Source organism: Pseudomonas sp. IT-P294, from assembly GCF_949767865.1.
GTDB lineage: Bacteria > Pseudomonadota > Gammaproteobacteria > Pseudomonadales > Pseudomonadaceae > Aquipseudomonas.
The window spans coordinates 180,185-202,259 of sequence record NZ_CATKQW010000003.1 but is presented as its reverse complement, the minus strand read 5'-3'; the positions used below and the strand labels follow the sequence as shown (position 1 = coordinate 202,259).

Annotated in this window: 21 protein-coding genes and 1 tRNA gene; 10 read left to right on the top strand and 12 right to left on the bottom strand. The window is 53.6% G+C overall.

The features are described from left to right. Window positions 1–403: 403 nt before the first annotated feature. The 4 genes from ACM6I0_RS03310 to ACM6I0_RS03295 are packed head-to-tail and all read left to right on the top strand — an operon-like array spanning window position 404 to window position 4,536. A complete protein-coding gene (locus tag ACM6I0_RS03310) occupies window positions 404–1,417 on the top strand; it encodes a 2-keto-3-deoxygluconate permease (RefSeq protein ID WP_414921440.1) in 1,014 nt (337 codons plus the stop codon). Next, entirely contained in the window at window positions 1,414–2,694 is a 1,281-nt protein-coding gene (locus ACM6I0_RS03305; protein WP_259157278.1) for a four-carbon acid sugar kinase family protein, read from the top strand. The genes ACM6I0_RS03310 and ACM6I0_RS03305 overlap by 4 nt, the downstream gene beginning before the upstream one ends. A 5-nt stretch (window positions 2,695–2,699) precedes the next feature. Further along, window positions 2,700–3,701 carry a 4-hydroxythreonine-4-phosphate dehydrogenase PdxA gene (gene pdxA, locus ACM6I0_RS03300; protein WP_222590323.1) on the top strand — a complete coding sequence of 334 codons (1,002 nt, stop codon included), beginning with the start codon at window positions 2,700–2,702 and terminating at the stop codon, window positions 3,699–3,701. A 55-nt stretch (window positions 3,702–3,756) separates the two neighbouring features. Beyond that, window positions 3,757–4,536 (top strand): DeoR/GlpR family DNA-binding transcription regulator, encoded by a 780-nt coding sequence (locus ACM6I0_RS03295; RefSeq protein ID WP_414921439.1) that lies wholly within the window; start codon window positions 3,757–3,759, stop codon window positions 4,534–4,536. Window positions 4,537–4,653: 117 nt separating this feature from the next. On the opposite strand, the gene ACM6I0_RS03290 is transcribed toward ACM6I0_RS03295, so the two are convergent. The 3 genes from ACM6I0_RS03290 to drt3a all read right to left on the bottom strand — a co-directional run bounded on the left by ACM6I0_RS03290 (window position 4,654) and on the right by drt3a (window position 9,122). Further along, window positions 4,654–4,947: a DUF3077 domain-containing protein gene (locus ACM6I0_RS03290; RefSeq protein ID WP_222589359.1), complete on the bottom strand. Its 294-nt coding sequence runs from the start codon at window positions 4,945–4,947 to the stop codon at window positions 4,654–4,656. 918 nt (window positions 4,948–5,865) lie between these two features. Then, window positions 5,866–7,854: an antiviral reverse transcriptase Drt3b gene (drt3b, locus tag ACM6I0_RS03285; protein WP_414921438.1), complete on the bottom strand. Its 1,989-nt coding sequence runs from the start codon at window positions 7,852–7,854 to the stop codon at window positions 5,866–5,868. A gap of 5 nt (window positions 7,855–7,859) precedes the next feature. After that, window positions 7,860–9,122, bottom strand: coding sequence for an antiviral reverse transcriptase Drt3a (gene drt3a / locus ACM6I0_RS03280; protein WP_414921437.1), 1,263 nt, complete (start codon window positions 9,120–9,122; stop codon window positions 7,860–7,862). A gap of 41 nt (window positions 9,123–9,163) precedes the next feature. On the opposite strand from drt3a, the gene ACM6I0_RS03275 reads away from it, so the two are divergent. Beyond that, window positions 9,164–9,742, top strand: a complete 579-nt coding sequence (locus ACM6I0_RS03275) for an SLATT domain-containing protein (RefSeq protein ID WP_414921436.1) — start codon at window positions 9,164–9,166, stop codon at window positions 9,740–9,742. 163 nt (window positions 9,743–9,905) lie between these two features. Here the strand turns inward: ACM6I0_RS03275 and ACM6I0_RS03270 are convergent, their stop codons facing one another. Beyond that, complete coding sequence (locus tag ACM6I0_RS03270) at window positions 9,906–10,229, bottom strand: helix-turn-helix domain-containing protein (protein ID WP_414921435.1); 324 nt, start codon at window positions 10,227–10,229, stop codon at window positions 9,906–9,908. 223 nt (window positions 10,230–10,452) lie between these two features. On the opposite strand from ACM6I0_RS03270, the gene ACM6I0_RS03265 reads away from it, so the two are divergent. The 4 genes from ACM6I0_RS03265 (at window position 10,453) to ACM6I0_RS03250 (ending at window position 12,994) form a co-directional block, all read left to right on the top strand. Further along, window positions 10,453–10,674, top strand: a complete 222-nt coding sequence (locus tag ACM6I0_RS03265) for a tautomerase family protein (RefSeq protein WP_027922199.1) — start codon at window positions 10,453–10,455, stop codon at window positions 10,672–10,674. Continuing rightward, on the top strand, window positions 10,671–11,327 hold the full coding sequence (locus ACM6I0_RS03260; RefSeq protein ID WP_414921434.1) for a DsbA family oxidoreductase: 657 nt from the start codon (window positions 10,671–10,673) through the stop codon (window positions 11,325–11,327). The genes ACM6I0_RS03265 and ACM6I0_RS03260 overlap by 4 nt, the downstream gene beginning before the upstream one ends. A 46-nt stretch (window positions 11,328–11,373) precedes the next feature. Next, complete coding sequence (locus ACM6I0_RS03255) at window positions 11,374–12,084, top strand: SDR family NAD(P)-dependent oxidoreductase (RefSeq protein WP_414921433.1); 711 nt, start codon at window positions 11,374–11,376, stop codon at window positions 12,082–12,084. 67 nt (window positions 12,085–12,151) lie between these two features. Continuing rightward, complete coding sequence (locus ACM6I0_RS03250; protein ID WP_414921432.1) at window positions 12,152–12,994, top strand: oxidoreductase; 843 nt, start codon at window positions 12,152–12,154, stop codon at window positions 12,992–12,994. 85 nt (window positions 12,995–13,079) lie between these two features. Here the strand turns inward: ACM6I0_RS03250 and ACM6I0_RS03245 are convergent, their stop codons facing one another. The 8 genes from ACM6I0_RS03245 to ACM6I0_RS03210 form a co-directional block, all read right to left on the bottom strand. Next, window positions 13,080–14,069, bottom strand: a complete 990-nt coding sequence (locus ACM6I0_RS03245; protein WP_414921431.1) for an Abi family protein — start codon at window positions 14,067–14,069, stop codon at window positions 13,080–13,082. A 275-nt stretch (window positions 14,070–14,344) separates the two neighbouring features. Next, a tRNA-Thr gene (locus tag ACM6I0_RS03240) sits at window positions 14,345–14,420 on the bottom strand. A gap of 78 nt (window positions 14,421–14,498) precedes the next feature. Beyond that, window positions 14,499–15,323: an FkbM family methyltransferase gene (locus ACM6I0_RS03235; RefSeq protein WP_285433452.1), complete on the bottom strand. Its 825-nt coding sequence runs from the start codon at window positions 15,321–15,323 to the stop codon at window positions 14,499–14,501. Window positions 15,324–15,667: 344 nt separating this feature from the next. Continuing rightward, window positions 15,668–16,897 (bottom strand): methyltransferase, encoded by a 1,230-nt coding sequence (locus tag ACM6I0_RS03230; protein ID WP_414921430.1) that lies wholly within the window; start codon window positions 16,895–16,897, stop codon window positions 15,668–15,670. Further along, complete coding sequence (locus ACM6I0_RS03225; protein ID WP_208670505.1) at window positions 16,878–17,567, bottom strand: ABC transporter permease; 690 nt, start codon at window positions 17,565–17,567, stop codon at window positions 16,878–16,880. The genes ACM6I0_RS03230 and ACM6I0_RS03225 overlap by 20 nt, the downstream gene beginning before the upstream one ends. Beyond that, window positions 17,564–18,259: an ABC transporter permease gene (locus ACM6I0_RS03220; RefSeq protein ID WP_090176818.1), complete on the bottom strand. Its 696-nt coding sequence runs from the start codon at window positions 18,257–18,259 to the stop codon at window positions 17,564–17,566. The genes ACM6I0_RS03225 and ACM6I0_RS03220 overlap by 4 nt, the downstream gene beginning before the upstream one ends. Before the next feature lie 78 nt (window positions 18,260–18,337). Then, complete coding sequence (locus tag ACM6I0_RS03215) at window positions 18,338–19,084, bottom strand: ABC transporter substrate-binding protein (RefSeq protein WP_222589371.1); 747 nt, start codon at window positions 19,082–19,084, stop codon at window positions 18,338–18,340. Window positions 19,085–19,097: 13 nt separating this feature from the next. Continuing rightward, window positions 19,098–19,871 carry an ABC transporter ATP-binding protein gene (locus tag ACM6I0_RS03210; RefSeq protein WP_027922189.1) on the bottom strand — a complete coding sequence of 258 codons (774 nt, stop codon included), beginning with the start codon at window positions 19,869–19,871 and terminating at the stop codon, window positions 19,098–19,100. Window positions 19,872–20,434: 563 nt separating this feature from the next. Between ACM6I0_RS03210 and gabP the strand changes: the two genes are divergently transcribed. Next, complete coding sequence (gene gabP, locus ACM6I0_RS03205) at window positions 20,435–21,826, top strand: GABA permease (RefSeq protein ID WP_285433455.1); 1,392 nt, start codon at window positions 20,435–20,437, stop codon at window positions 21,824–21,826. The last annotated feature ends 249 nt before the right edge of the window (window positions 21,827–22,075 follow it).

Below are 22,075 nucleotides of genomic sequence, written 5' to 3'. Positions count from 1 at the left end.
ACATACAGAAAAAGCCCCGACTGATTGGGGCTTTTTTTCGCCAATAAAAAAGCAGCCTTAAAGGCTGCTTTTCAAAGAGGTCTAACCCTAGCGCTGATATTCAAGTCATCAACGGGGTTCCTAACGCCGACTTTCGCCACCTGAAGGCAGTCGGTTTCGCGCTCTTGGGTCGATTCTCTGTATCGATGATGCTTGTTTCAATGCGCTTCCTATAAAGGGAGGGAATGAGCAGCCTGTCACATCAGTCCTTCCACAAATGATCAAAACGATCATTTGAATGATTGGTTTGCGCAATTCGTACCGAGCGCCTAAGATTATTTTGACTAAACCAATCACAAAATGATCGGTTCAGTCAGTTCGAGGTGACAAACGTCTTACCAAACAATTATAAAAGGAGACCCTCGTGGCCCAGATCCCTATCAAGCGCACCATAGAACGCATCCCTGGCGGCATGATGATTGTCCCGCTGCTGATCGGTTCGCTGGTGGCTACCTTCCTTCCCGACACACCGAAGTTTTTCGGCTCTTTCACCAATGCACTGTTCACCGGGGCGTTACCCATCCTCGCGGTGTTCTATGTCTGCATGGGCGCGAGCATCAATATCAAGGCCACGCCTTACCTGCTCAAGAAGGGCGGTACGCTGTTGGCGACGAAAGTCGGCATCGCCGTTCTGATTGGTATTGTGCTTGGGCACTTTTTGGGCGAGCAGCCGATTTCATCGGGTCTCTTCGCTGGTGTATCGACCCTGGCGGTGGTTGCCGCGATGAACGACACCAACGGCGGCTTGTACATGGCGCTGATGGGGCAATACGGTCGATCTGAAGACGTCGGCGCCTATTCGGTGATGTCGCTGGAGTCCGGGCCCTTTCTGACGATGGTCACACTGGGTATCGCCGGCCTGTCGGCGTTCCCGTGGCCGACGCTGGTGGGCAGTATCCTGCCGCTTGCCTTTGGCATGCTGTTGGGCAATCTCGACCGTGACATGCGCGATTTCCTGGCCAAGGCTGTTCCGGTCATGATTCCGTTTTTCGCCCTGGCATTGGGCGCCAGCCTGGATCTGCATAATGTCTGGCAGGCCGGTTTGCTGGGTCTGGGCATGGGCGTGGCGGTGGTCGTAGTGACCGGTATCCCGCTGTTCTTCGCTGACCGCCTGACCGGTGGCACGGGCGTCGCCGGTGTTGCCGCAGCCACTACCGCCGGGAACGCGGCCGCCGTGCCTGCGTTGATAGCCGCAGCCAATCCGGTGTACGCCGAAGCGGCCAAGAGCGCGACCATTCTGGTGGCCGCTTGCGTCGTGGTCACCGCGATTCTCGCGCCACTGCTTACCGCCGCCGTCGCCAAACGCGTGCAGCAACGTAAACCTGTCGTCATCCCGGAGCCCGCACTCGAACCTCATAAGCAGGAGATCTTGCGATGAGGCTGCTGATCATCGCCGACGATCTGTCCGGCGCAGCGGATTGCGCCATCGGCTTTGCCAGCATGGGGATGGAAACCGTCGTCACCCTCGACCCCTTGAATGACAAGGCTGACGCCCAAGTGATTGCCGCCGACACGGACACCCGGCGCCTTTCACCGGCGCGGGCCGCCGAACGTACCGTCGCCGCGTTCAAAGTGCTGCATCAACCCGGGCAACGGCTGTACAAAAAAATCGATTCGACGCTGCGCGGCAATTGGGCGGCTGAAGTCGCCGCCCTGCAACCGCTGGCGGGCCTGGCCATCGTCGCCCCGGCGTTTCCCGCCACCGGGCGTACGTTGCTGGGTGGCCGGGTGTTCGTAAATGGTCAGCCGCTGGAGACCACCGACACCTGGAAACTGGAAAACGCCGACCGCCCGGCCGATGTCGAAGCGATGCTGGTCGCTGCAGGCCTGAGCACGGCGAAACTGAACCTCGACACCCTGCGCGGCGATGAACATGCCTTGACCCGACACATTGCCGAGGTCGCCCGCAGCGGCACGCAAGCGTTGATCGTCGACGCACAAACAGAAGACGACCTGCTGACTCTCGCTCGCCTGACCGCATCGATGGATCAGCCGCTGTTCTGGATCGGCTCAGGTGGCCTTGCACGGGAAATCGCCAGTCTTCCGGACTTCTGCGAAGCACGGTTCACGGCCGTCGAACCCGCAGCCCTGGAAAAAAGCCAGGCGCCGATCCTGATTCTCGTCGGCAGCCTTTCCGGTGTCTGCGAGCGCCAGTGCGCGTTGCTCAAAGAACGTGGCGGCGTCAGCGAATTGGTTGTCCCGCCAGAAGTCCTTCGCCAGGGCACAACCCATGGCGATTGGTCGATGTGGCAATCGCGCATCGGCGAACAACTGGACGGCTGGAGTGATCTGCTGTTGCGCATCGGCCGCGATGAAGCCTTCGATCCCCAAGAGGGCGCACAACTTTCGACCATGCTGGCTGTGCTGGTTGAACCGCACTTCGCCAAGGTCGGCGGCCTGATCGCCACCGGCGGCGAAACCGCGCGAGCAATATTGACTACCGTCGGCATCGACAGCCTGCAACTGCTAACGGAAATCGAAGCCGGCGTCGCCTTCGCCCGCCCGACCGTTTCCCGGCAAGGGCATCGTCCCGGCATCGTTACCAAGGCAGGCGCGTTCGGCACCGATCACGCCTTGTATGCGGCATGGCAACACCTGAGCGACTGCGCCGATCGCTCCCCGCCCACACGCACACGAATCCAAGGACTCCAATGAACACTATGACTAACTACCTGCCTGTCATCGGCATCACCATGGGCGACGCCACCGGTGTTGGCCCGGAAATCATCGTCAAGAGCCTGACTCATGACATCGTCTACCAACAATGCCGGCCGCTGGTGATCGGCGATGCCCGTCGCCTCGAACAAGCCAACGTCATCGTCGGCGGCAGCGCCAAAGTGCGCCGCATTGAAGACGCCTCCCAAGCCTTGTACGAAGCCGGCACCATTGACTGCATCGATCTCGACCTGATTCCCGACGACCTGCCGTTCGGCGTGTTGTCGCCTATCGCCGGCGACGCTGCTTATCAATACATTGCCCGTGCCGTGCAACTCGCCGAGGCTGGCCAGATCGATGCGATCTGCACCGCGCCGCTGAACAAGGAAGCGCTGCACGCCGGCGGCCACAAATACCCCGGCCACACCGAAATGCTCGCGCACCTGACCAACGTCGACGAAGTCTCGATGATGCTCGTGGCGCCGCAACTGCGCGTTATTCACGTTACGACTCACATCGGCATCATCGACGCGATCCGCAAGATCGAGCCGGGCTTGGTCCAGCGCACTATCGAGCGCGGCAACGAGACACTGATCAAGGCTGGCATCGCCAAGCCACGCATCGGCGTGTGCGGGATAAATCCGCATGCCGGTGAAAACGGCTTGTTCGGTTATGGCGAAGAAGAAGAAAAAATCATCCCGGCGGTGAAGCTGTTGCAGGAACGCGGCCTCGACGTCACCGGCCCATTGCCCGCCGACACGCTGTTCTTCCGCGCCGGACGCGGCGACTTCGATCTGGTGGTGGCGATGTATCACGACCAGGGTCACGGCCCGGTCAAAGTGCTCGGTCTGGAAGCGGGCGTAAACGTCACCGTGGGTCTGGACGTGATCCGCACCTCGGTCGACCACGGCACTGCATTTGATATCGCCGGCAAAGGCATCGCCGATGAACGCAGCCTGCTCGAAGCACTGCGCCAAGGCGCCGAGCTTGCCACGCGACGGGGATGAGGCGCAGGGGCGTGGTCGTGTAAGATCGACCACCGTCCACACAACGAGACCCGCCATGAAAGCCTCCGAACGCCACCGCGCCATCCTCGATCTCGTACGTATTGGCGATGCCAACGTCGAGCAATTGAGCGCGGCGCTCGGAGTCTCGGAAGCCACGGTGCGACGCGACCTGACCATGCTCGCCAAACAGCGGCACCTGGTGCGCACCTATGGCGGCGCGACTGCGGTGATCGGCGTACATGAGCCGGAAGCTTCGCTTGAAGAACGCAAAACCTCTCAGTGGGAACAAAAAGACGCCATCGCCCAGGCAGCAGCGGCGCACGTCCAGGACGGCGATACCGTCCTGCTCGACGGCGGCACCACGTGCGCTGCGCTGGCCCATCACTTGTGCTCGCGACAAGACGTGCATGTGGTGACCAATAACCTGCTGGCGGTGATGACCTTGGCCAATGCGCCGGGCGTACGCCTGACGTTGATCGGCGGCGATTTGCGCGGTTCGAGCATGAGCACGTTAGGGCCGTTGGCGGAACTAACGTTGAGCCGGTTGAGTGTCGACAAGGCCTTTTTGGGTGCGGATGGTGTTGTTGCGGAGTTTGGGTTGTGTGAGGCGAGTGCGCAGCAGGCGTATTTGAAGGAATGCATCATCAAGCGGGCGGCGCAGATAGTTGTCCTCGCCGACACGGACAAGCTTGGGCGAGCCAGGCAACAGCATTGGACGCCGATTGAGCGGGAGTGGCGGTTGATTACCGGGGCTTCGGCGGATGAGGCGGCGCTTGCGCCGTTTCGGGCGAACAAGCAGATCACCGTGGAAACGGTCGATACCCAGTCAATGTAAGAGCTACCGAAGGCTGCGATCTTGGCGATCTCCTGCGCGCCGAGTCTCTGCGCCTCTTTCCTGACCGCAACAAAAAGCCCCGATTGATTCGGGGCTTTTTTATGCGTGCGATTTAGATCAGGTTACGGCGTTAGTGGCTTGGTTGTTACACGGTGCATCGAGCACCTTCACCACATCATCAATGATCGCCTTACTCATATCCTGCAAATAATGCGATGCCCAGGCATGCCGGTCGGTATCGCGAACCATGGCCGCGTCCGAGGCGAGTAGTTTGGCGACGTGGAGCAGGTCGGAGGCATGGGACAGGGCTTCGATCACCGGGACGCCGGCGTTGATGCGAAAGAGCGGTTCGTTAGCGTGGTAGGAGAAGGGGGTCAGGCCGATGGTTTTGAGGTCTTTGGGGTTGGTCATTGGGCACCTCCAGCTGCTTGGCAGTCGTCGGTGGGGACTTGCGGAATTATAGCGAGGGTAGTGGGGATACTGATTTTGTACGGATTGATTGTGTGCATTGTCTAGCTCCTTGACTGTCGGGAGCCGCTACCGTCCTTTCCTACGGGATTGGGTGGCGGCCGTACGCGGGGTAGGAAAACCGGGAATCAAGGCACCCGGCACACCCGAAGGTGTCCCGCGCACAGCCACCATTGCACGATATCGCAGACACAAAAAAGCGCCTGCAATCGTTGGTGAGGCGCTGTTGCGCCTTGATTAACTCGGGTTCCTACACCCGGTCGCTGATTTGGCAGCGACGAAAGAAGGTTAGCGTGTGACGGAGGTGGCTGCAAGCGTGGCAAAGTACTGGCTACGATCATAGCTTTAAGGATTTTTATGTTTGGTCAATAATCATTGTATCGGCATAAGCCCCAATCTCAAAAAAACCGTTAACTATCGAGTCGGAGGGAAAGAAATATCAGTATGGCTGATAACTGGGCGAGGACTTTCAGGGGTTTGTATATAAATTAACTTTTGTGTCTAAAACTGTTTTCCGATAGAGACATCTATTTCCCATATGTTGGCATCATTGTCAGAGCGGCGAAACCCATTGCAAATATGGAAAGTAGAATTATTCCGGTAAATGGCGCGTAGGGAAAGTTGTTACTAGGATTGAAAGGGTACGAGTTTTATTAAAATCGAGTCAAAGTACGAATTTTACGAATATCACTTTATACGAGTTTTTTCGAAATATGTTCTTGTTAACTGGATGCGCTGCGCTGACTGTAGTGTGTGGTCACCGAAGTGGGTAAGATAGAAATTTTCCTACCTTACGATCTTTTATCTTGGGCAAGCCCAAGCTCAAAATAAAGTCAGCGAGCGCAAGTGAATCCTGCCCGATCAATAACCTTTTTGCAATGCCTTTTTCTCTAGAAGACTCATCATAGCGGCTTTATCCCAAGATCCGCAAAATGACAACGGCTCTAGATCTTCCACGATCTGGATTGCATCGTAACCTACAGTCATGCTGTTACTTAAATTAAGGTTTTCCAGGGCGCAGATCATGAAGTTAACCTTTTCGCCATATTCTATGTACGGGCACGCTATCGATTCAAAGAAGAGATAAGCTTTGTGCGTGGAGGTTTTTATATCGGAAAGATCTTTAAGGTGCTCTTTTATGGCGCTTACGACCGTTATGTATATTAGAGAATATTCCTCGTCTCGCTTTATGTAGTATAGCAGCACAATTATTTCGAAGTAACTTAACTTGCGGCTGGTATTTATATTTAGTATTGATATCAGTTCCTTCTGCGTGAGTAAGTAATCTTTTCCTAAGCAGCTTGATACGATGAGAATATTTAAAGTTTCGATTGAAGTCGTATCGGAGTAAATTCTTGATATTTTGGAGAATTCGCTACTTTGGAAAAACTCTAGGCATTTACTATGGATTTGACCTTTTATTAATGCTGATTCATCTGCAAGTTTATTGTCACAAAAATCAACGATAAAATGAGTCATTTTACAAAGCTGAATTGCGCCAGAGTGACTCGGATTTACCGTAAAAAAGTGAAATGTCAAATCAAGTATGACTAAGAAAAAATCAGAAAAAAGTACCAGTTGATTGCTTTCAATTTCGCGTTTCTTATTTTTTCTGCAAAATCTAACGATTAAATTTGTCATCGCTTTAATAAGAAAATTACACGACATAGTGTAAGACGCTGAATCGTCCAGGCAAAGCGACTTAATCGCATTTGCAAAAGAGATTGTTATAGAGTTTTTCTTTATTAGTCTTTTAGGGAATAGTTTTAATTCACTAATTTTCTTTTCAATTAATCGTTTTTCTAGCGATCTTAGCTTTGACTTTACCTCCATCATTGTTTGGGTTTGTTTTGTTACAAAGGGTCGATTTACTTTTATTGTTTTGGCTTTGTTTAAGCTCAGTTTATATTCTTTAACGTTTTCCTCAATGGTGTTATGGATTATTTGAGAGGTGCTTTCACTCATCGTGAAAAGGTAAATGTCATCCACATATCTGCGGATTTCGTAGTCGCGACCTTGTTCCAACTCCTTTGAGGCCAAGCTTTCTTTGATGTTGCAATCAATTTTCTGGAAAATGATCTCTGCAAATATACGGCTAACTTCAGGTCCTATTAAAATTCCTGATGAATCATCGTAATTAGCCGTCTCCATAAGCTTGCTAAAAACTGAGCTGAAAGTGTTTTTTATATCTGAATTAAACTTAAAGAAATCTTTATCTTGAACTGACCAGTTTATTGATTCTGTATAGATGCTATCGAAGCACTTACTTATATCTAGAGACCAGAAGACTGAAAACTTGCGTTCCAGCAGCATAAACTCATAGGAGTCAAAAAAGTTATATAGGCGTCTATATCCATGATAAGAAAAGTATGAGGTTAAATGTTTGTAGTTGATTTCATTTTTCGAATCAACCATTTTGTCGCTTTTGAATTCGTTAGCCATCTGGGCGTTATTTTTTTTATAGTATTTTCCTGCGATTTTTTTTGGTGCCCGAATACTAAAATCGCTCATGCTGCAAAGATGTATTATTTTATGTTGAAATTCTTCATAGAATTTAACCGCTTCATATTGGGAGGCGGGATGAAGAAGTGAAAGCTCCCTAAAAGAAGTGCTATCTTTCCTTATTTTGTAAGACATGGGCGTTGTAAAAACTGATAAGTCTTTATTGATAATTGCTCCTATCAAATCTTTTGTAAGGCGGTGCCCGGTTTCTATCTTTCCAGTTGCAATTTTAAATATTGAATAGATTCCAACGTTTTCAAAAATTATAGGAACTTCATAAGGACATGTCTCTGTTAAAACCACGCGATCATAATCAGTTTTTCTCACTCGCTTGATTTTTTTAGTCACGATAGTTATTTCCAGTTTTTACGTATTTCATTCAATTCTTGATAACTGAATGAGTAATAAATTTTGTCATGAAATCCGTTAAAAAAGCTAAATTTTGAAAGCTCTCGTCTTTGCTGCAAACTTATGGCATGAGATATTTTATTGAAGAGAGGGTGGCTTCTTGAGAATAATATCCGTTTAAAACTATTATCTAGTTCTTTAAGAGCACACCTAGGTTTTTGTGTTTTGTGGAAATAATTATAATATATGCCAGTTTTGATTTTGATATTGGTGCCTGATGCATGTATTTCATAGTTGCCAGTTAAGGCCTTAACTCTTTTCAAAAGCAGCTTGTAATCGGTTTCCGTTTTTTTTGATGAGCAATAGGAGAGCAGTGAACTAGATATTCGCGATTTTATTTTGGTGACTTTGTTCGTGGATATGTCTACTTCAATGTTTCGTTTAGACCTGAAGTCAGAATCGGAGCAGTAGTGATTGAATATCTTGAGCGAATAGCCTAAATAGTTAAGAGGCTGGAATGTTGTGGTTGAAAGCGAATAGTCTCTGCATTTTTCTAGGAAAATATGACTGTGTTTTTGGTACTCATTTTCATCATGAAGAGTTAGTTCAGGGCTCAAGATGCTTTTTACGTTTGGGGTGATGTCTTCATCTGAGATATTATTCGTGATGATTACAATGTCATCTACAAACCTAGCGTAAAAGCTAACATGACTCAGCTTTTTGATGCTCTCATCAAATTCCATCAGATAAATTTCTGATAAATATGCACTGATATCAAGTCCTCTTGGAAGCCCCTTTATTCCTTCATGGCGAAATATTTCAAAAAGGCTTTTTATTAACCTCAAAGTTTTGTGTGAGCATAATGAATTTTTTTCGAGAAGATTATAAAGTCGGGCTCTATCTATACTTTCGTAAAAACTGATGATGTCGTATCTATATACCTTGTAAGGAACCCCGTCCCGGAGAGAGGATATCAGTGAGGCGACTATTTCACTGCGATTTGGTAATCTAAGTCTGGCATTTAGCTTTAGATTTCTTATGATGAGTTTTGATGTTACGGCTGCATGCTCACTAGTGTAGCTAGATACTTCTTTTCCATTTAAAGTGAAGCGGCTCGTAGCTTTAATGAAAATGGAATTTTCTTCAATGGACTTTAATATTTCTCTTGCGGTTTTCTCATATTCTATTTTATGCTTGGCTACATTTGTTTGGTGGTATTTAGCGATGAATCTAATGATATTGCTAACTGTGTACGGTGACTCGATCACATTACCACTCCTTGTTAGCCGTAGCCGAGAGAATTTTATTTATGAAAGATATCAATAGTAATGCTTTAAGGCAAATGATTTCCAAAACAGTTGCATCAAGGTTTCAAGCGAGTCGCCGTTTGACTCTGCATAATAATCTTTCGTTGTTTAGCATTACTTTATTTTCTATCCTGCTGATCCTTGTCTCAATGGTTCAAGCAGTGGGTTTGAAATTTGCTGTTAGTGATTATGTGGTAAATATTGGTCAGCTATTTTTGTCAATACTTGTGCTGTGTTTTTCTATAGCTATTACTATGAGTGATTTCAGTTTGAAATCATCTAAACAACATGATTGCGGTATGGAGCTTAATGAGCTGGTTACTTATTTGAAAAACAAATGGGATATTGAGTTGTCAGATGATGAATACAACGACAGTGTAAAAAAATACTATTCTATACTCGCTAAGTATGAAAATCATCTGGATGTCGATTTTAATAAAGTTGTGGCTCCTAAAAAAATATGTTCTAAAGAAAATTTAAACTACTATGCCAGGTTTGGATTTTATTATGTGCTTCTATTGACTGTGCTGACTTGGATATACTATCTCGGAGTTCCTCCTGCTCTTTTATCCGTTAGTTGACTCTCATGCCCTAAGCATAATTACGAAGTAGACGGACACCAGTTTCTTCCTTAATTCGTTTGTTTGTGAAAGCGACCAATCGAACTGATCGTCACGCAATGGCTGTTGCAGAAGATCGTTTGAAGGAGCTCAAAAGAGAGCTTCGGAAAATGGGATGTAATGTCTAGCAGGCGTGAACTTGTGAAATGACGATTTGAGGTAACGCGTCGGCATCGTTGGATGGCAAGGTAAACGTGGTGCGAAAGCCGAGTTTATCCAGCATGTCCATCATTGCATCGATCGTGAATTTCTCGATCTTGCCAGTGGTGAGCTCTGAAACGCGTGACTGGGTGACGTTCAACCTGGCTGCGGCCTCACTCTGTTTGAGGCCCAGTTTTTTGATGCAGTCAGTGATGAAGATCGACAGCTCCATTTTCAGAGCCATTTTGCTGGCGACCTCCTCGTCATGCGTGACATGGAACGGGCTGTCGAAGAATTGAATTGCCATGAGCATCCACCTTTTCGGCTGATATCTAAAATTTACGATAAATGGAGGTTAGCGACTCATCATTTTTGATGCAAACCTTTTTTGTTCCAGTGCCGATGCACCCATTACACCAAGTAACTAATGATGTTCCCGCCCCCACCTTTATCCCCTCCAGCGAACTCCATACATTGAGCTCCAACGCCGACCCATTCATTCCGAAGGGAAGGTCACTTGGAGATTCCTCATGCCTTTCGTAAGCGTACGCATCACTCGCGATGGCGTTACCTCTGAGCAGAAAGCTCAGGTGATCGCTGAAATCACTGAAACCCTGGAACGCGTCCTGAAGAAGGATCCGCACCTGACCCACATCGTGATCGAAGAAGTCGACACCGATAACTGGGGCTACGCCGGCATCACCACCACCAAGTATCGAAAGCAGCTGGCTGAGGCGGAGGGCAAGTCATGACCGCGTCCGTCTCCATCGATTTCATCTCCGACGTGGTGTGCCCGTGGTGCGCATTGGGCGCGACGGCGTTGGAGCAAGCGATCGAGAACGTGGCTGGCGAAATTTCGGTGGAGTTGACCTACAAGCCTTTCGAGTTGAACCCGGACATGCCGGCGGTCGGTGAGAAAGCGGTCGAGCATTTGATGCGCAAATATGGACGAACCGCCCAAGACGTCGCCGCCGGCAAAGCGATGCAGATCGAACGTGGCGCGGCCATCGGTTTCAAGTTCGATCTGGAGAAGCGCACCCACTTCTACAACACGTTTGATGCGCATCGGCTGCTGTTGTGGGCGTTGCAGGAAGGGCGGCAGGTCGCTCTCAAGAAAATCCTGCTCCGCGCTTACTTCACCGACGGCCAGAACCCGAGTGATCGCGAGACGCTGGTTCGTCTGGCGGCTGAAGCGGGACTGGTTGCGGCGGCTGCTCAAGAGGTGTTGGCGTCCGGCGCGTTTGCCAAAGAAGTGCGTGAGCTTGAAGCGTTTTACCGCCAGCACGGCATTAACTCGGTCCCGGCCATGGTGCTTAACGGTCGTCACCTGGTGTCTGGTTCGCAGTCGGTCGAGTACTACGAACAAATGTTGAGACAAATGGCCAAGGCCCCCGCCGAAGCCTGATTTTTACTTACTTTTTCAAACCATTATTAATGAGTAGAGGTTCATCATGAGCAATTCGAAAAAAGTCATCGTTATCACTGGCGCATCCCAAGGCCTCGGCGCCGGTATGGTCAAAGCCTTCCGCGATCTGGATTACAAAGTTGTCGCCACTTCGCGTTCGATCAAACCGTCCACCGACCCGGACATCCTCACCGTGGCGGGCGACATCGGCAACCCGGAAGTCGCACAGCAAGTCATCCGTGAAGCCATCGCACGTTTTGGCCGCATCGACACGCTGGTCAACAACGCCGGTATCTTCATCGCCAAACCGTTCACCGCGTACACCGCCGAGGACTACGCCAACGTGCTGTCGGTGAACCTGAACGGCTTCTTCTACATCACCCAACTCGCGATCAACGAGATGGAAAAACAGGGCAAAGGCCACGTCGTCAACATCACCACCAGCCTGACAGACCACGCAATTGACGGTGTGCCGTCGGTACTGGCCTCGCTGACCAAAGGTGGTTTGAACGCAGCGACCAAATCCCTGGCGATTGAGTACGCCAAGCGCGGGATTCGGGTGAACGCGGTTTCCCCTGGCATCATCAAAACCCCGATGCACGGCGAAGAAACCCATGAAGCGCTGGGCAATCTGCACCCGGTCGGCCACATGGGCGAAATCAGCGACATCGCTCAGGCGGTCGTGTATCTGGACAATGCCAACTTCGTCACCGGCGAAATCCTGCACGTCGATGGCGGCCAGAGCGCCGGTCACTAAGACCAGAGTTAGCTTGTCCACAGCGCCGTCGATCACTATCGACGGCGTTTTTATTGGAGAACGCAGCATGAACACCCACGTTCACAAGGTTTTCCTGATCACCGGCGTCAGTTCAGGTTTCGGCCTGGCCTTTTCGCAAGCAGCGCTGGCGGCAGGGCACACAGTGGTTGGCACGGTGCGGCGCGAATCCGAGCGTGCCGCGTTCGAAGCGCTGGACGCCCATCGAGCTAAAGCGTTCGTGCTCGACGTCACCGATTTCCCGGCAATCGAACCGCTGGTGGCTGACATCCTGCGCGAAGTGGGGCAGATAGACGTGCTGGTAAACAACGCCGGCTATGGTCACGAAGGCATTCTCGAGGAATCGCCGCTGGCTGAAATGCAGCGGCAGTTTGACGTCAACGTGTTTGGCGCGGTGGCAATGATCAAAGCGGTGCTGCCCGGCATGCGCGAACGACGCAGCGGGCATATCGTCAACATCACCTCCATGGCCGGGTTCATCACCTTACCGGGCATCGCTTACTACAGCGGCAGCAAATTCGCCCTGGAAGGCATCAGCGAAGCGCTGGCCAAAGAAGTCGAAAGCCTGGGCATCCACGTGACCGCCGTGGCTCCGGGCTCATTTCGTACCGACTGGGCAGGGCGCTCGATGATCCGTTCCGGTCGCACCTTGGGTGACTATGATGCGGTGTTCGATCCAGTGCGCAAGGCGCGGGAAGAGAAGAGTGGTAGGCAGGCTGGCGATCCGCACAAGGCTGCGCAGGCGTTGCTGACTTTGGTGGCTGCGGAAAAGCCGCCGGTTCATCTGTTGCTGGGTGAGGATGCGGTGAGGTTGGTGCGGGAAAAGATTGCGTGGTTGCAGGGGGAGATTGATGCTTGGGAGGGGCTTTCGGTTTCTATGGGGTTTGATTGATTGGTGCCTGCTTTATAAAAATCAAAACACCGGAAACAACAAAGCCCTCGTATTTTTACGAGGGCCTTTTTTTCGCTCAGGAGTTTCATTCCAGGAGCCATTGCGGTTGACGTTTCCAATCGATAGGAAAGCCCATCAGGCCCAAATTCGTTGATTCTAGATGGTTCATGATTTCTTCGAGGCGAGGTTTCCACCGACTGTCTGGACTGATCAAATCGGTTAGATATGCCAGCATCGTCAATACAACATAAAGCCGTTGCTTCGGCTGAGGCCTGTTAGCGGCTGCATTTGGGATATTCCACTCTTTGGGTAGAGAGGGACGAATCGAGAGTTCTCTGTTCCATAACCGCGAATGATGCGCGCAACAGTTTCGTATGAAGGTCAGAGTGTGAAGCCACGAAGCCAATACATCGAAAGGCAGACCGAATCTGGCCGCAATAGCTTTCTTGTCGGCACTTCTGCCTATGGCATTGAAGAGGGTGGATACCGTTCCGAGGCTGAGTTCTTCAAGAATCGCCCATGCGGGCGGCAATTCGGGGAGGGTATAGGTCGCGCCGTAGTATCGAAAATAGTTATCACGCATGCGGTTTTCGATCCTCTGCTGCTGAAGGCCGTCGTCCCGTCGACCTTTTTTGATGCGATCCATTTCACGTCCGAATTTATTTCGTTCTTTGCTCAATTGCTCCCGAAGGGGACGTAAAAGTTCGGCATGCGAATAGGAAGAGGAAAATACGGAGGCATCTGCAATCCAGTCGGGCCCGTACTTGGGGCACATATGGCTACTGATACTTGCTCGTATGGCGACCTCGACTCGCTCGATGGCATCCATGGTTATGCGACGCAACGAGCCATCGAATCGGTAGATGTCGACCACAGCTTTCAGAGTGCTACCGGGTTTGAAGGTGTGTTCAGGCCCTTGCTCTTGAAAGGGACGCATGTAAGGGCTCAGGCGAAACAGCGTGACCACTTCAAGGAAGCGCATGGCCCGGTCGTTATTGGCGACTTTCAGGCCTCGTTGCTTTAGCAGTTCCAATTGCTGTTCTACGCTGAGGGCCGGTTTGTCGAAGGACCTCATGTAGCTTTTCTCCAGGCAAAAAAAACCCGCACGATTTGAGCTTGCTGACTGAGTCAACCTAGGCTTGGCGGGTGTGTTGGGGTGCATTATAGGTCGGTGTGAGAGCCCGTCAACGTTGCGCTGACGTGAAATTGTAACGGGTAGGCGTACCAGCAATGTTTGATTTGCCGATGAACACTAGCCTTATCGCAGCAATGTGGCGGCCTTCAGGGGCGTGTTTCCGAACCCCCAGAAACAACAAAGCCCTCGTATTTTTACGAGGGCTTTGTTTTGTATGGTGCCGGCACCAGGAGTCGAACCCGGGACCTACTGATTACAAGTCAGTTGCTCTACCAACTGAGCTATACCGGCGTGTTAGGGCGACGATTATAGCGATTGGATTGGTTCTGTAAACCCCTGAATTCAGACTATTTTTACGCAGCCTTCAAGTCAGGCGCCAAGCAGGGTTTTCTTGAGTTTCTGAATGGCTTTCCAGGCTCGACTATTTTGCATCGCGCGCAGCTGTGCTTCGGCCTGTTCGGCGCGTTGCAGGGCGGCGGCGAGCTGGTGTTCGGCGTCGCTGACGGGGTGGCTGAAGTTGTGGCCTTTGCAGAACTGGAACTCGTCCAGGTTGCACGGCGGGATGTCGAAGGCGGGTTTGAGGTTCAGGTGTTCTTCGGCGAGGTAGTAGGTGTTGATGCCGTCGAACAGGATGGAGTGGTAGCCGGCGCCGGTGACGAGGGTTTCCCAAGTCTGGTCGCGATCCCATGGGGTTTCGATGAGGATGACCCACGGCCGCCATTGGGTGAAGTCCATGCCGCGCAGGACAGTTTCTTCGTGGCCTTCGACGTCGATTTTCAGAAAGTGAATCGGGCGGCCCTGGGCGTGTTCTTCGCAGATGGAGGTCAGGGTGCGGGACTGGACGGTCTGGCTGCGCACGTCCATGCCGGCGTCTTTGTGCATTTGCGCAATGGTCGGGTCGAGCGTTGAGAGGCCGGTGCCGGCGATGCCGTAAAAGGTCAGGTCGTTGGCGCTTTCGCCGGCCACGCATTGCAGGTTGGTATCTTTGGGACGTTCCTGGCGCAGGGCTTCGTAGTAATTGGGCATCGGTTCGACGTTGATGCCGGTCCAGCCACGGTCGTAGAAGGCTTTGGTCACGGAGTCGTGTGTGGGGTGGTTGGCGCCGACGTCGATATAAAAGCCGTTTTCAACGGTTTTGAGGGCGCGCCACAGGCGTATGTCTTCGAAATTCTGTGCGTAGGAAATAAACGTCACTGTCGCATCCTGTCGGTCGGATTTTCTTGTTCGTGGCCGCGGTGTCGGCGCTGTTGGCTGTTTGTATAACAAGAGTGGCGAAGCGGCGCAATTTTCCGCCAGTGGCGTCCCGGATTAGGCACTTATGTCCTTTGCATTGAACGCTTATGCACAACGGGCGCGGTGGCTTGCTGCCTTCATTACGCTTTTTGTGGAGCCGTTCTCATTTATCCGCAAATACCTGTTTTTTCGATTTTTTTAGCAATGTGTACGAAAAATGAACACTGCGTTTCAGCGCTGAAACAGGCGGTTATCTTGGATCCACGATAATTTCATCAACAGAGTTATCCACAGGCTGCGATTATTTAAGGACGTTCCGCCAGCAGCAGGAAATTGCGCGGCGTGAGCGGGGTTTCGCAGAAGGTGCCGAGGCGAACGGTGTAACCCTGGTCGCTTAGGAAAAGTGCCCGATCAAGCACCAGCCAAAGCTCCAGCGGGCGTCGGAAAAGGCCGCGCAGCAGCTCCAGATTGCGCACTTCGGCCAGGCGTTGCCAGCCTGCGGCTTCCAGTCCTGACCAATCTTGCGGGCCGATTGTGGATAACTCTTTGAGTGCGGCCAGATGATGGCAGTAATCGGCAAAGGATTTATCCAGCCAGGCGCTGGGCAGGGAAGGGGTTGGCAGATATTCGTCAATGCCGCGCAGTTGCCGTTGCAGCAGGTCGAAACCCAGGCGCCGGGCCATGGAGCTGTCGCGCTGACGTCTGACACGTGCACCAGCGGTGACGGTTTCGCTCATCGGCAGTGAGAGATCGTCGAGGGAAAGTTGTAGGTCGGATCGCACACCGGCCGAGGAAAGTGGCTGGTAAGCAGCAAGACTGATCCGGTTATAGCAGCACGGCGCAATGGCCAGTTGTTTACAACCTACTGCGCTGGCGAGCTGGATCAACCGTACGTGCAGATCCCCACAGGCATGCAATGCGACGGGGGTGTGATCAGCCTTCAATAAAGAAGTGGCGTCTGGCGCGAGCACATCCTGTTCGACATGCAGCGCATGCAGGTGATGGCGTTGGCTGAGCGCTTCGCCGCTGGAAACCAGCGCCGGGTCGTATTCGAGGCAGGTCAGTTGTTGCCCTGTTTGCAGCAGGCGTCGGCCCAAGTGCCCCTTGCCCGAGCACCAATCCAGCCAATGCTTCGGTGGCGCGGCAAATGACAAGCGACTGGCGAAGGCTTCGATCTGCTGCCACTTACGGCCCGGCACATCGACATTCAAGCGGTGCCCGGCGGCTTCTAGTGTATGAGCGGGCAGTTCCCCCACCGAACTCAGCTCAAGCGACAGTGCCGCCAATGTTGCAAACGGCTGCGGCGCATCGAGCAAACACGGTTCGTTATGGCTGCTTTCCGCGTCCTCCAGCGACCGACCGCGTAGCCAAAGCGCCAACTCCGGGTAGGACGCTTCCCAAGGAAGGTGCAAATAAGTAAACGGTCGAGGTTTCCACAGCGCCTGATGCTCAATCAGAAAAGCATCCAGCGCAGCGAAACGGGCGAGTAGGGCCTCGCCCGTCAGCACGTGGGAATCAGCGCCCTTGGCAGGCATCGACGCGCAACCAGCGCTCCAGCAGCTTGAAGCCGCGCACCAGCACGTAAGCCATCAGCAGATAGAACATGCCCGCGGCGAAGAAGATCTCCACTGGCAGGTAGGTCCGGGCAATGATGGTGCGGGCCATGCCGGTGAGTTCCAGCAGGGTCACGGTGCTGGCCAGGGCGCTGGCCTTGAGCATCAGGATCACTTCGTTGCTGTAGGCCGGCAGGCCGATGCGCGCAGCACGCGGCAGGATGATGTAGAACAGTGCTTTGGCCCGGGACATGCCCAGCGCCCGCGCCGCTTCGATCTCACCCGGCGGGATCGCCTGAATCGCCCCGCGCAGGATCTCGGCGATGTACGCCGCCGTGTGCAGGGTCATGGTCGCGGTGGCGCACCAGAACGGATCGCGCAGGTACGGCCACATCGAGCTGTTACGGATCGCATCGAACTGGGCCAAGCCGTAATAGACAAGGAACAGTTGAACCAGCAACGGTGTGCCACGGAAAAAGAAGATGTAGCCGTAGGGAAATGCTCGCACCCACCACAGACGCGACGAACGTGCGATGCCCAGTGGAATTGCCAGCAGTAAGCCGGCGATCACGGCGATGGCCACCAGTTCCAAGGTCAGTGTTGCACCTTGGGCCAGTTTCGGCAGCCATTTGATGATGATTTCCCAGTTCATTGGGTGCTCCTCGCGAAGCCGCGAGCGGCGCGTTTTTCCATCAAGTGCATGCCACTCATGGCGAGCACGGTCAGGCCCAGGTACATGAACGCGGCCACCATATAGAAGGTGAACGGTTGCTTGGACACGGTCACACCGATTTGCGCGTGACGCATGATTTCTTCCAGGCCGATCACCGACACCAGCGCGGTGTCCTTCATCAGGATCATGAACAGGTTGCCGAGGCCGGGCAGGGCGATGCGCCACATCTGCGGCATGATCAGTCGAGTGAAGATGCGAAATTTCGACAGGCCCAGGGCCACGCCGGCTTCACGGTGCCCTTTGGGAATCGCCAGGATCGCGCCACGAAACACTTCCGTGGCGTACGCGCCAAAGCACAGCCCCAGCGCAATCACGCCGGCGGCGAAGGCATTCAGTTCGAGGTCGGGATTGCCGAAGAACTCGCCCAGGGCACGCATCAGGTTGACCGTGCCGAAGTAGATCAACAGCACCCAGAGCAATTCCGGGATGCCGCGAACCAATGTCGAATAAGTGCCGCCAAGCCATTGCAACGGCTTGTACGGGGAGGTCTTGGCCAAGGCGCCGAGCAGACCGAGCACCAGCCCCAGGCACAGGGCCGAGAGTGCCAGTTTCACAGTCATCAGCGCGCCAGCGGCGAGCGCCGGGCCGAATCCGTAGAGATCGATAGTCATGGATTTCTTTTCAAATCGCGGCAGGCAATGCCGGGGACTGGCGCCGTTAAAGTACGGCGCCGGTCCGGCAGGTCAGAATCAATAGATGCTGAACGGGAAGTACTTGTCGTTGATCTTCTTGTAAGTGCCGTCTTCAACGATTTCTTTCAGGGCCAGGTTCAGCTTCGTACGCAAGGTGTCGCCTTTACGTACAGCGATACCGATCTTGTCGCTTTCTTCCACCGGGTCGCCCTTGAACTCATACGAACGGCCGGCGTCGCTTTTCAGCCACTCGTAGTTGACGTATTTGTCCGCCAGGATGCCGTCCAGACGACCGGAGGTCAGGTCCAGGTAAGCGTTTTCCTGGGTGTCGTAGAGTTTGACTTCAACGCCGGGCATGTGGTCTTCCATCCAGGTGCCAGCGAGGGTCGCACGTTGTGCGCCGATCACTTTGCCTTGCAGGGATTCCTTGTCGGTTTTGAACTCTTTGTCCTTCGGCGCGATGAATTGCAGCTTGTTGGAGTAGTACGGGTCGGTGAAGTCCACCGCTTGCTTGCGCTCGTCGGTGATCGACATCGAGGAGATCAGGAAGTCGAACTTCTTGGCGTTCAGGGCCGGGATGATGCCGTCCCAGTCGGACGTGACCACGGTGCACTCGACTTTCATCTTGGCGCACAGGGCGTCGCCAATTTCTTTGTCGAAGCCGACGACATTGCCACTGGCATCTTTGTTGTTGAACGGCGGGTAGGCCGCTTCGATGCCCATCTTCAAGGTTTCGGCCATGGCACCGGCGCTGAAGGCCAGGGTGACGGCGGCGGCCAGGAAGACCTTTTTGTAGTTCTGCATGCGGGTAGCTCCGTTAGCGGTTGCTGGACATGAATTGTTTGCAGCGTGCCGAAAGCGGGTTATCGAACACCTGCTGTGGCGATCCTTGCTCTTCTACCAGGCCCTGGTGGAGGAACACCACCTCGCTGGAAACCTGACGGGCGAAGCCCATTTCATGGGTGACCAGCAGCATGGTGCGGCCTTCTTCGGCCAGTGCGCGGATGACATTAAGTACTTCCTGGACCATTTCCGGGTCAAGGGCGGAGGTTGGTTCGTCGAACAGGATCACCTTGGGCTGCATCGCCAGTGTGCGGGCGATGGCGGCGCGTTGCTGCTGGCCGCCGGACAGTTGCGCCGGGTAGGCGTGGCGTTTGTCAGCGATGCCGACCTTGGCCAGCAAGGCTTCGGCGACTTCGATGGCTTCGGCCTTGCTCTGGCCGAGTACGCGGCGCGGCGCTTCGATGATGTTGTCGAGCACGCTCATGTGCGGCCAGAGATTAAAGTTTTGAAATACAAAACCGATCTCGCTGCGCAAGCGATTGATCTGCTTGCCGTCGGCGGCGACCAGTTCGCCGTTCTTGGCGGCTTTGAGCTTGAGTTCTTCGCCGGCTACCAGGATCTGGCCCTGGTGCGGATTTTCCAGCAGGTTGATGCAACGCAGGAACGTGGACTTGCCGGAACCGGAAGAACCCAGGATCGAGATCACGTCGCCGTCGCGGGCGGTCAGCGAGATGCCTTTGAGCACCTCAAGCTGTCCGTAGCGTTTGTGCAAGTTGCGAATTTCAAGCGCGGGCGTGGCCTCAGCCATGTGCGTTCCTCATAGTGTTTCGCTCCTGCTGTTGGTGGCCTTCCTGGCGAGGCGGCCAAGCTAGCATAGCGTCTGAATGGCAGCCAACAGCGCTTCGGGCGGTAAACGGGTGGCGTATGGCAGGTTGTCGCATCGGTACAGCAGACTGTCGCGCTGCTATCAACCGAACAGCCGTTTGAACCCTGCCTGTTGATAAAAAGGGCGGGGCTGTCCCAAAAAAGGGCGCGATGTTGCCAGCTTTGGCGGGGTGTTGGAAGCGCTAACCGGCCAAACGTTCCTCCTGTGCACGTTTATTGTGCATCAGGAGATTTTTGGGTGTGTTTCCGGTGCGCCAGCTCGCTCTTTAAAGTGAGTCGCAGGGTAACGTTCTGGCGAATTGCCATTATTCTCAATGACTTGCGATGACTGTCCGGTCAAGACGAGATCACCGTGGTAGACGGTTTTGAAACATTTTGGCGCAAATATTGCGTGCAGATTTCGAAACGCCCCGTTGGTTTCTTTTTACGAGAAGGATCACCGAGCGGGATGTATGCAAATCGCTTTCCCTTACAAAGGTAGTTTCAATGAGCAGTACCCAAAGCTCTAATGGCCTCGAACAGGGGCTCAAACCGCGTCATGTGACTATGTTGTCGATCGCCGGTGTTATCGGCGCCGGCCTGTTCGTCGGCTCGGGCCACGCCATCGCCGCTGCAGGCCCAGCCGTGCTGTTGGCCTACGCTGCCGCCGGTGCCCTGGTGGTACTGGTGATGCGCATGCTCGGCGAAATGGCCGTAGCTTCTCCGGACACCGGCTCCTTCTCGACTTACGCCGATCGCGCGATCGGTCACTGGGCCGGCTTCACCATTGGCTGGCTCTACTGGTGGTTCTGGGTCCTGGTCATCCCGCTAGAGGCCAACGCTGCCGCGACTATCCTGCATGCCTGGTTCCCCAACGTGGCCATCTGGGCGTTCACGTTGATCATCACCTTGCTGCTGACGGTGACCAACCTGTTCAGCGTGAAGAACTACGGTGAGTTCGAGTTCTGGTTCGCCCTGGTCAAAGTCATCGCGATCATCGGTTTCATCGGTCTCGGCATTATGGCGATCTTCGGTTTCCTGCCGAACAGCCAGGTCAGCGGCGTTTCGCATCTGTTCGACACTCAGGGCTTCCTGCCAAACGGCATGGGCGCGGTGTTGGGCGCGATTCTGACGACCATGTTCTCGTTCATGGGCACTGAGATTGTGACCATCGCGGCCGCCGAGTCGAAGAACCCTGGCCAGCAAATCTCCAAGGCCACCAATTCGGTGATCTGGCGGATTGGCTTGTTCTACCTCGTGTCGATCTTCATCGTTGTGGCCCTGGTGCCATGGAACGACCCGATTCTGGCCAGCGTCGGTTCGTACCAGACCGTCCTTGAGCGCATGGGCATCCCGAACGCCAAGCTGATCGTCGACATCGTCGTACTCGTTGCTGTGACCAGCTGCCTGAACTCGGCGCTGTACACCGCTTCGCGCATGATGTTCTCCCTGGGCAAGCGCGGTGATGCACCGGCCGTTTCCCAACGCACCAACAAGAGCGGCACGCCGTACTGGGCCGTCATGTTGTCCACCGGCGCAGCCTTCCTGGCCGTGTTTGCGAACTACGTGGCCCCGGCTGCCGTGTTCGAATTCCTGCTGGCAAGCTCCGGCGCAATCGCGTTGCTGGTGTACCTGGTGATCGCCTTCTCGCAACTGCGTATGCGCAAGCAGCGCATGGCGCGCGGCGAGAAAATCGCCTTCAGCATGTGGCTGTTCCCGGGCCTGACCTACGCGGTGATCGTGTTCATCGTTGGCGCACTGACCATCATGCTGTTCCAGGAAGCCCATCGCGTGGAAATCCTCGCGACCGGCCTGCTGAGCTTGCTGGTCGTGGCTGCGGGCTTGTTTGTCGCCCGCCGTCGTCGCAACGAGCAGTTGATTGCAGCGGTAGTTCGCTGAGTGATCTAAACGCACCCTGGTGCGGGTGAAACATCAAAAACGACCGCCTTCAGCAATGATCGCGGTCGTTTTTGCTTTCAATCAGTCGATTGATCGTCTGGCTATCTGATGGACACGATGATGGCGAGATAGTAGCCTTCTCGTCGAATGTGTATCTCGCTGTTGCGGGATGCGATGGAGTTTCAGGACATGGATTGTTCGACACCACCAGCCTTCCCTGGCTACAGCCCTCGACCCTTCCTTGCCTGC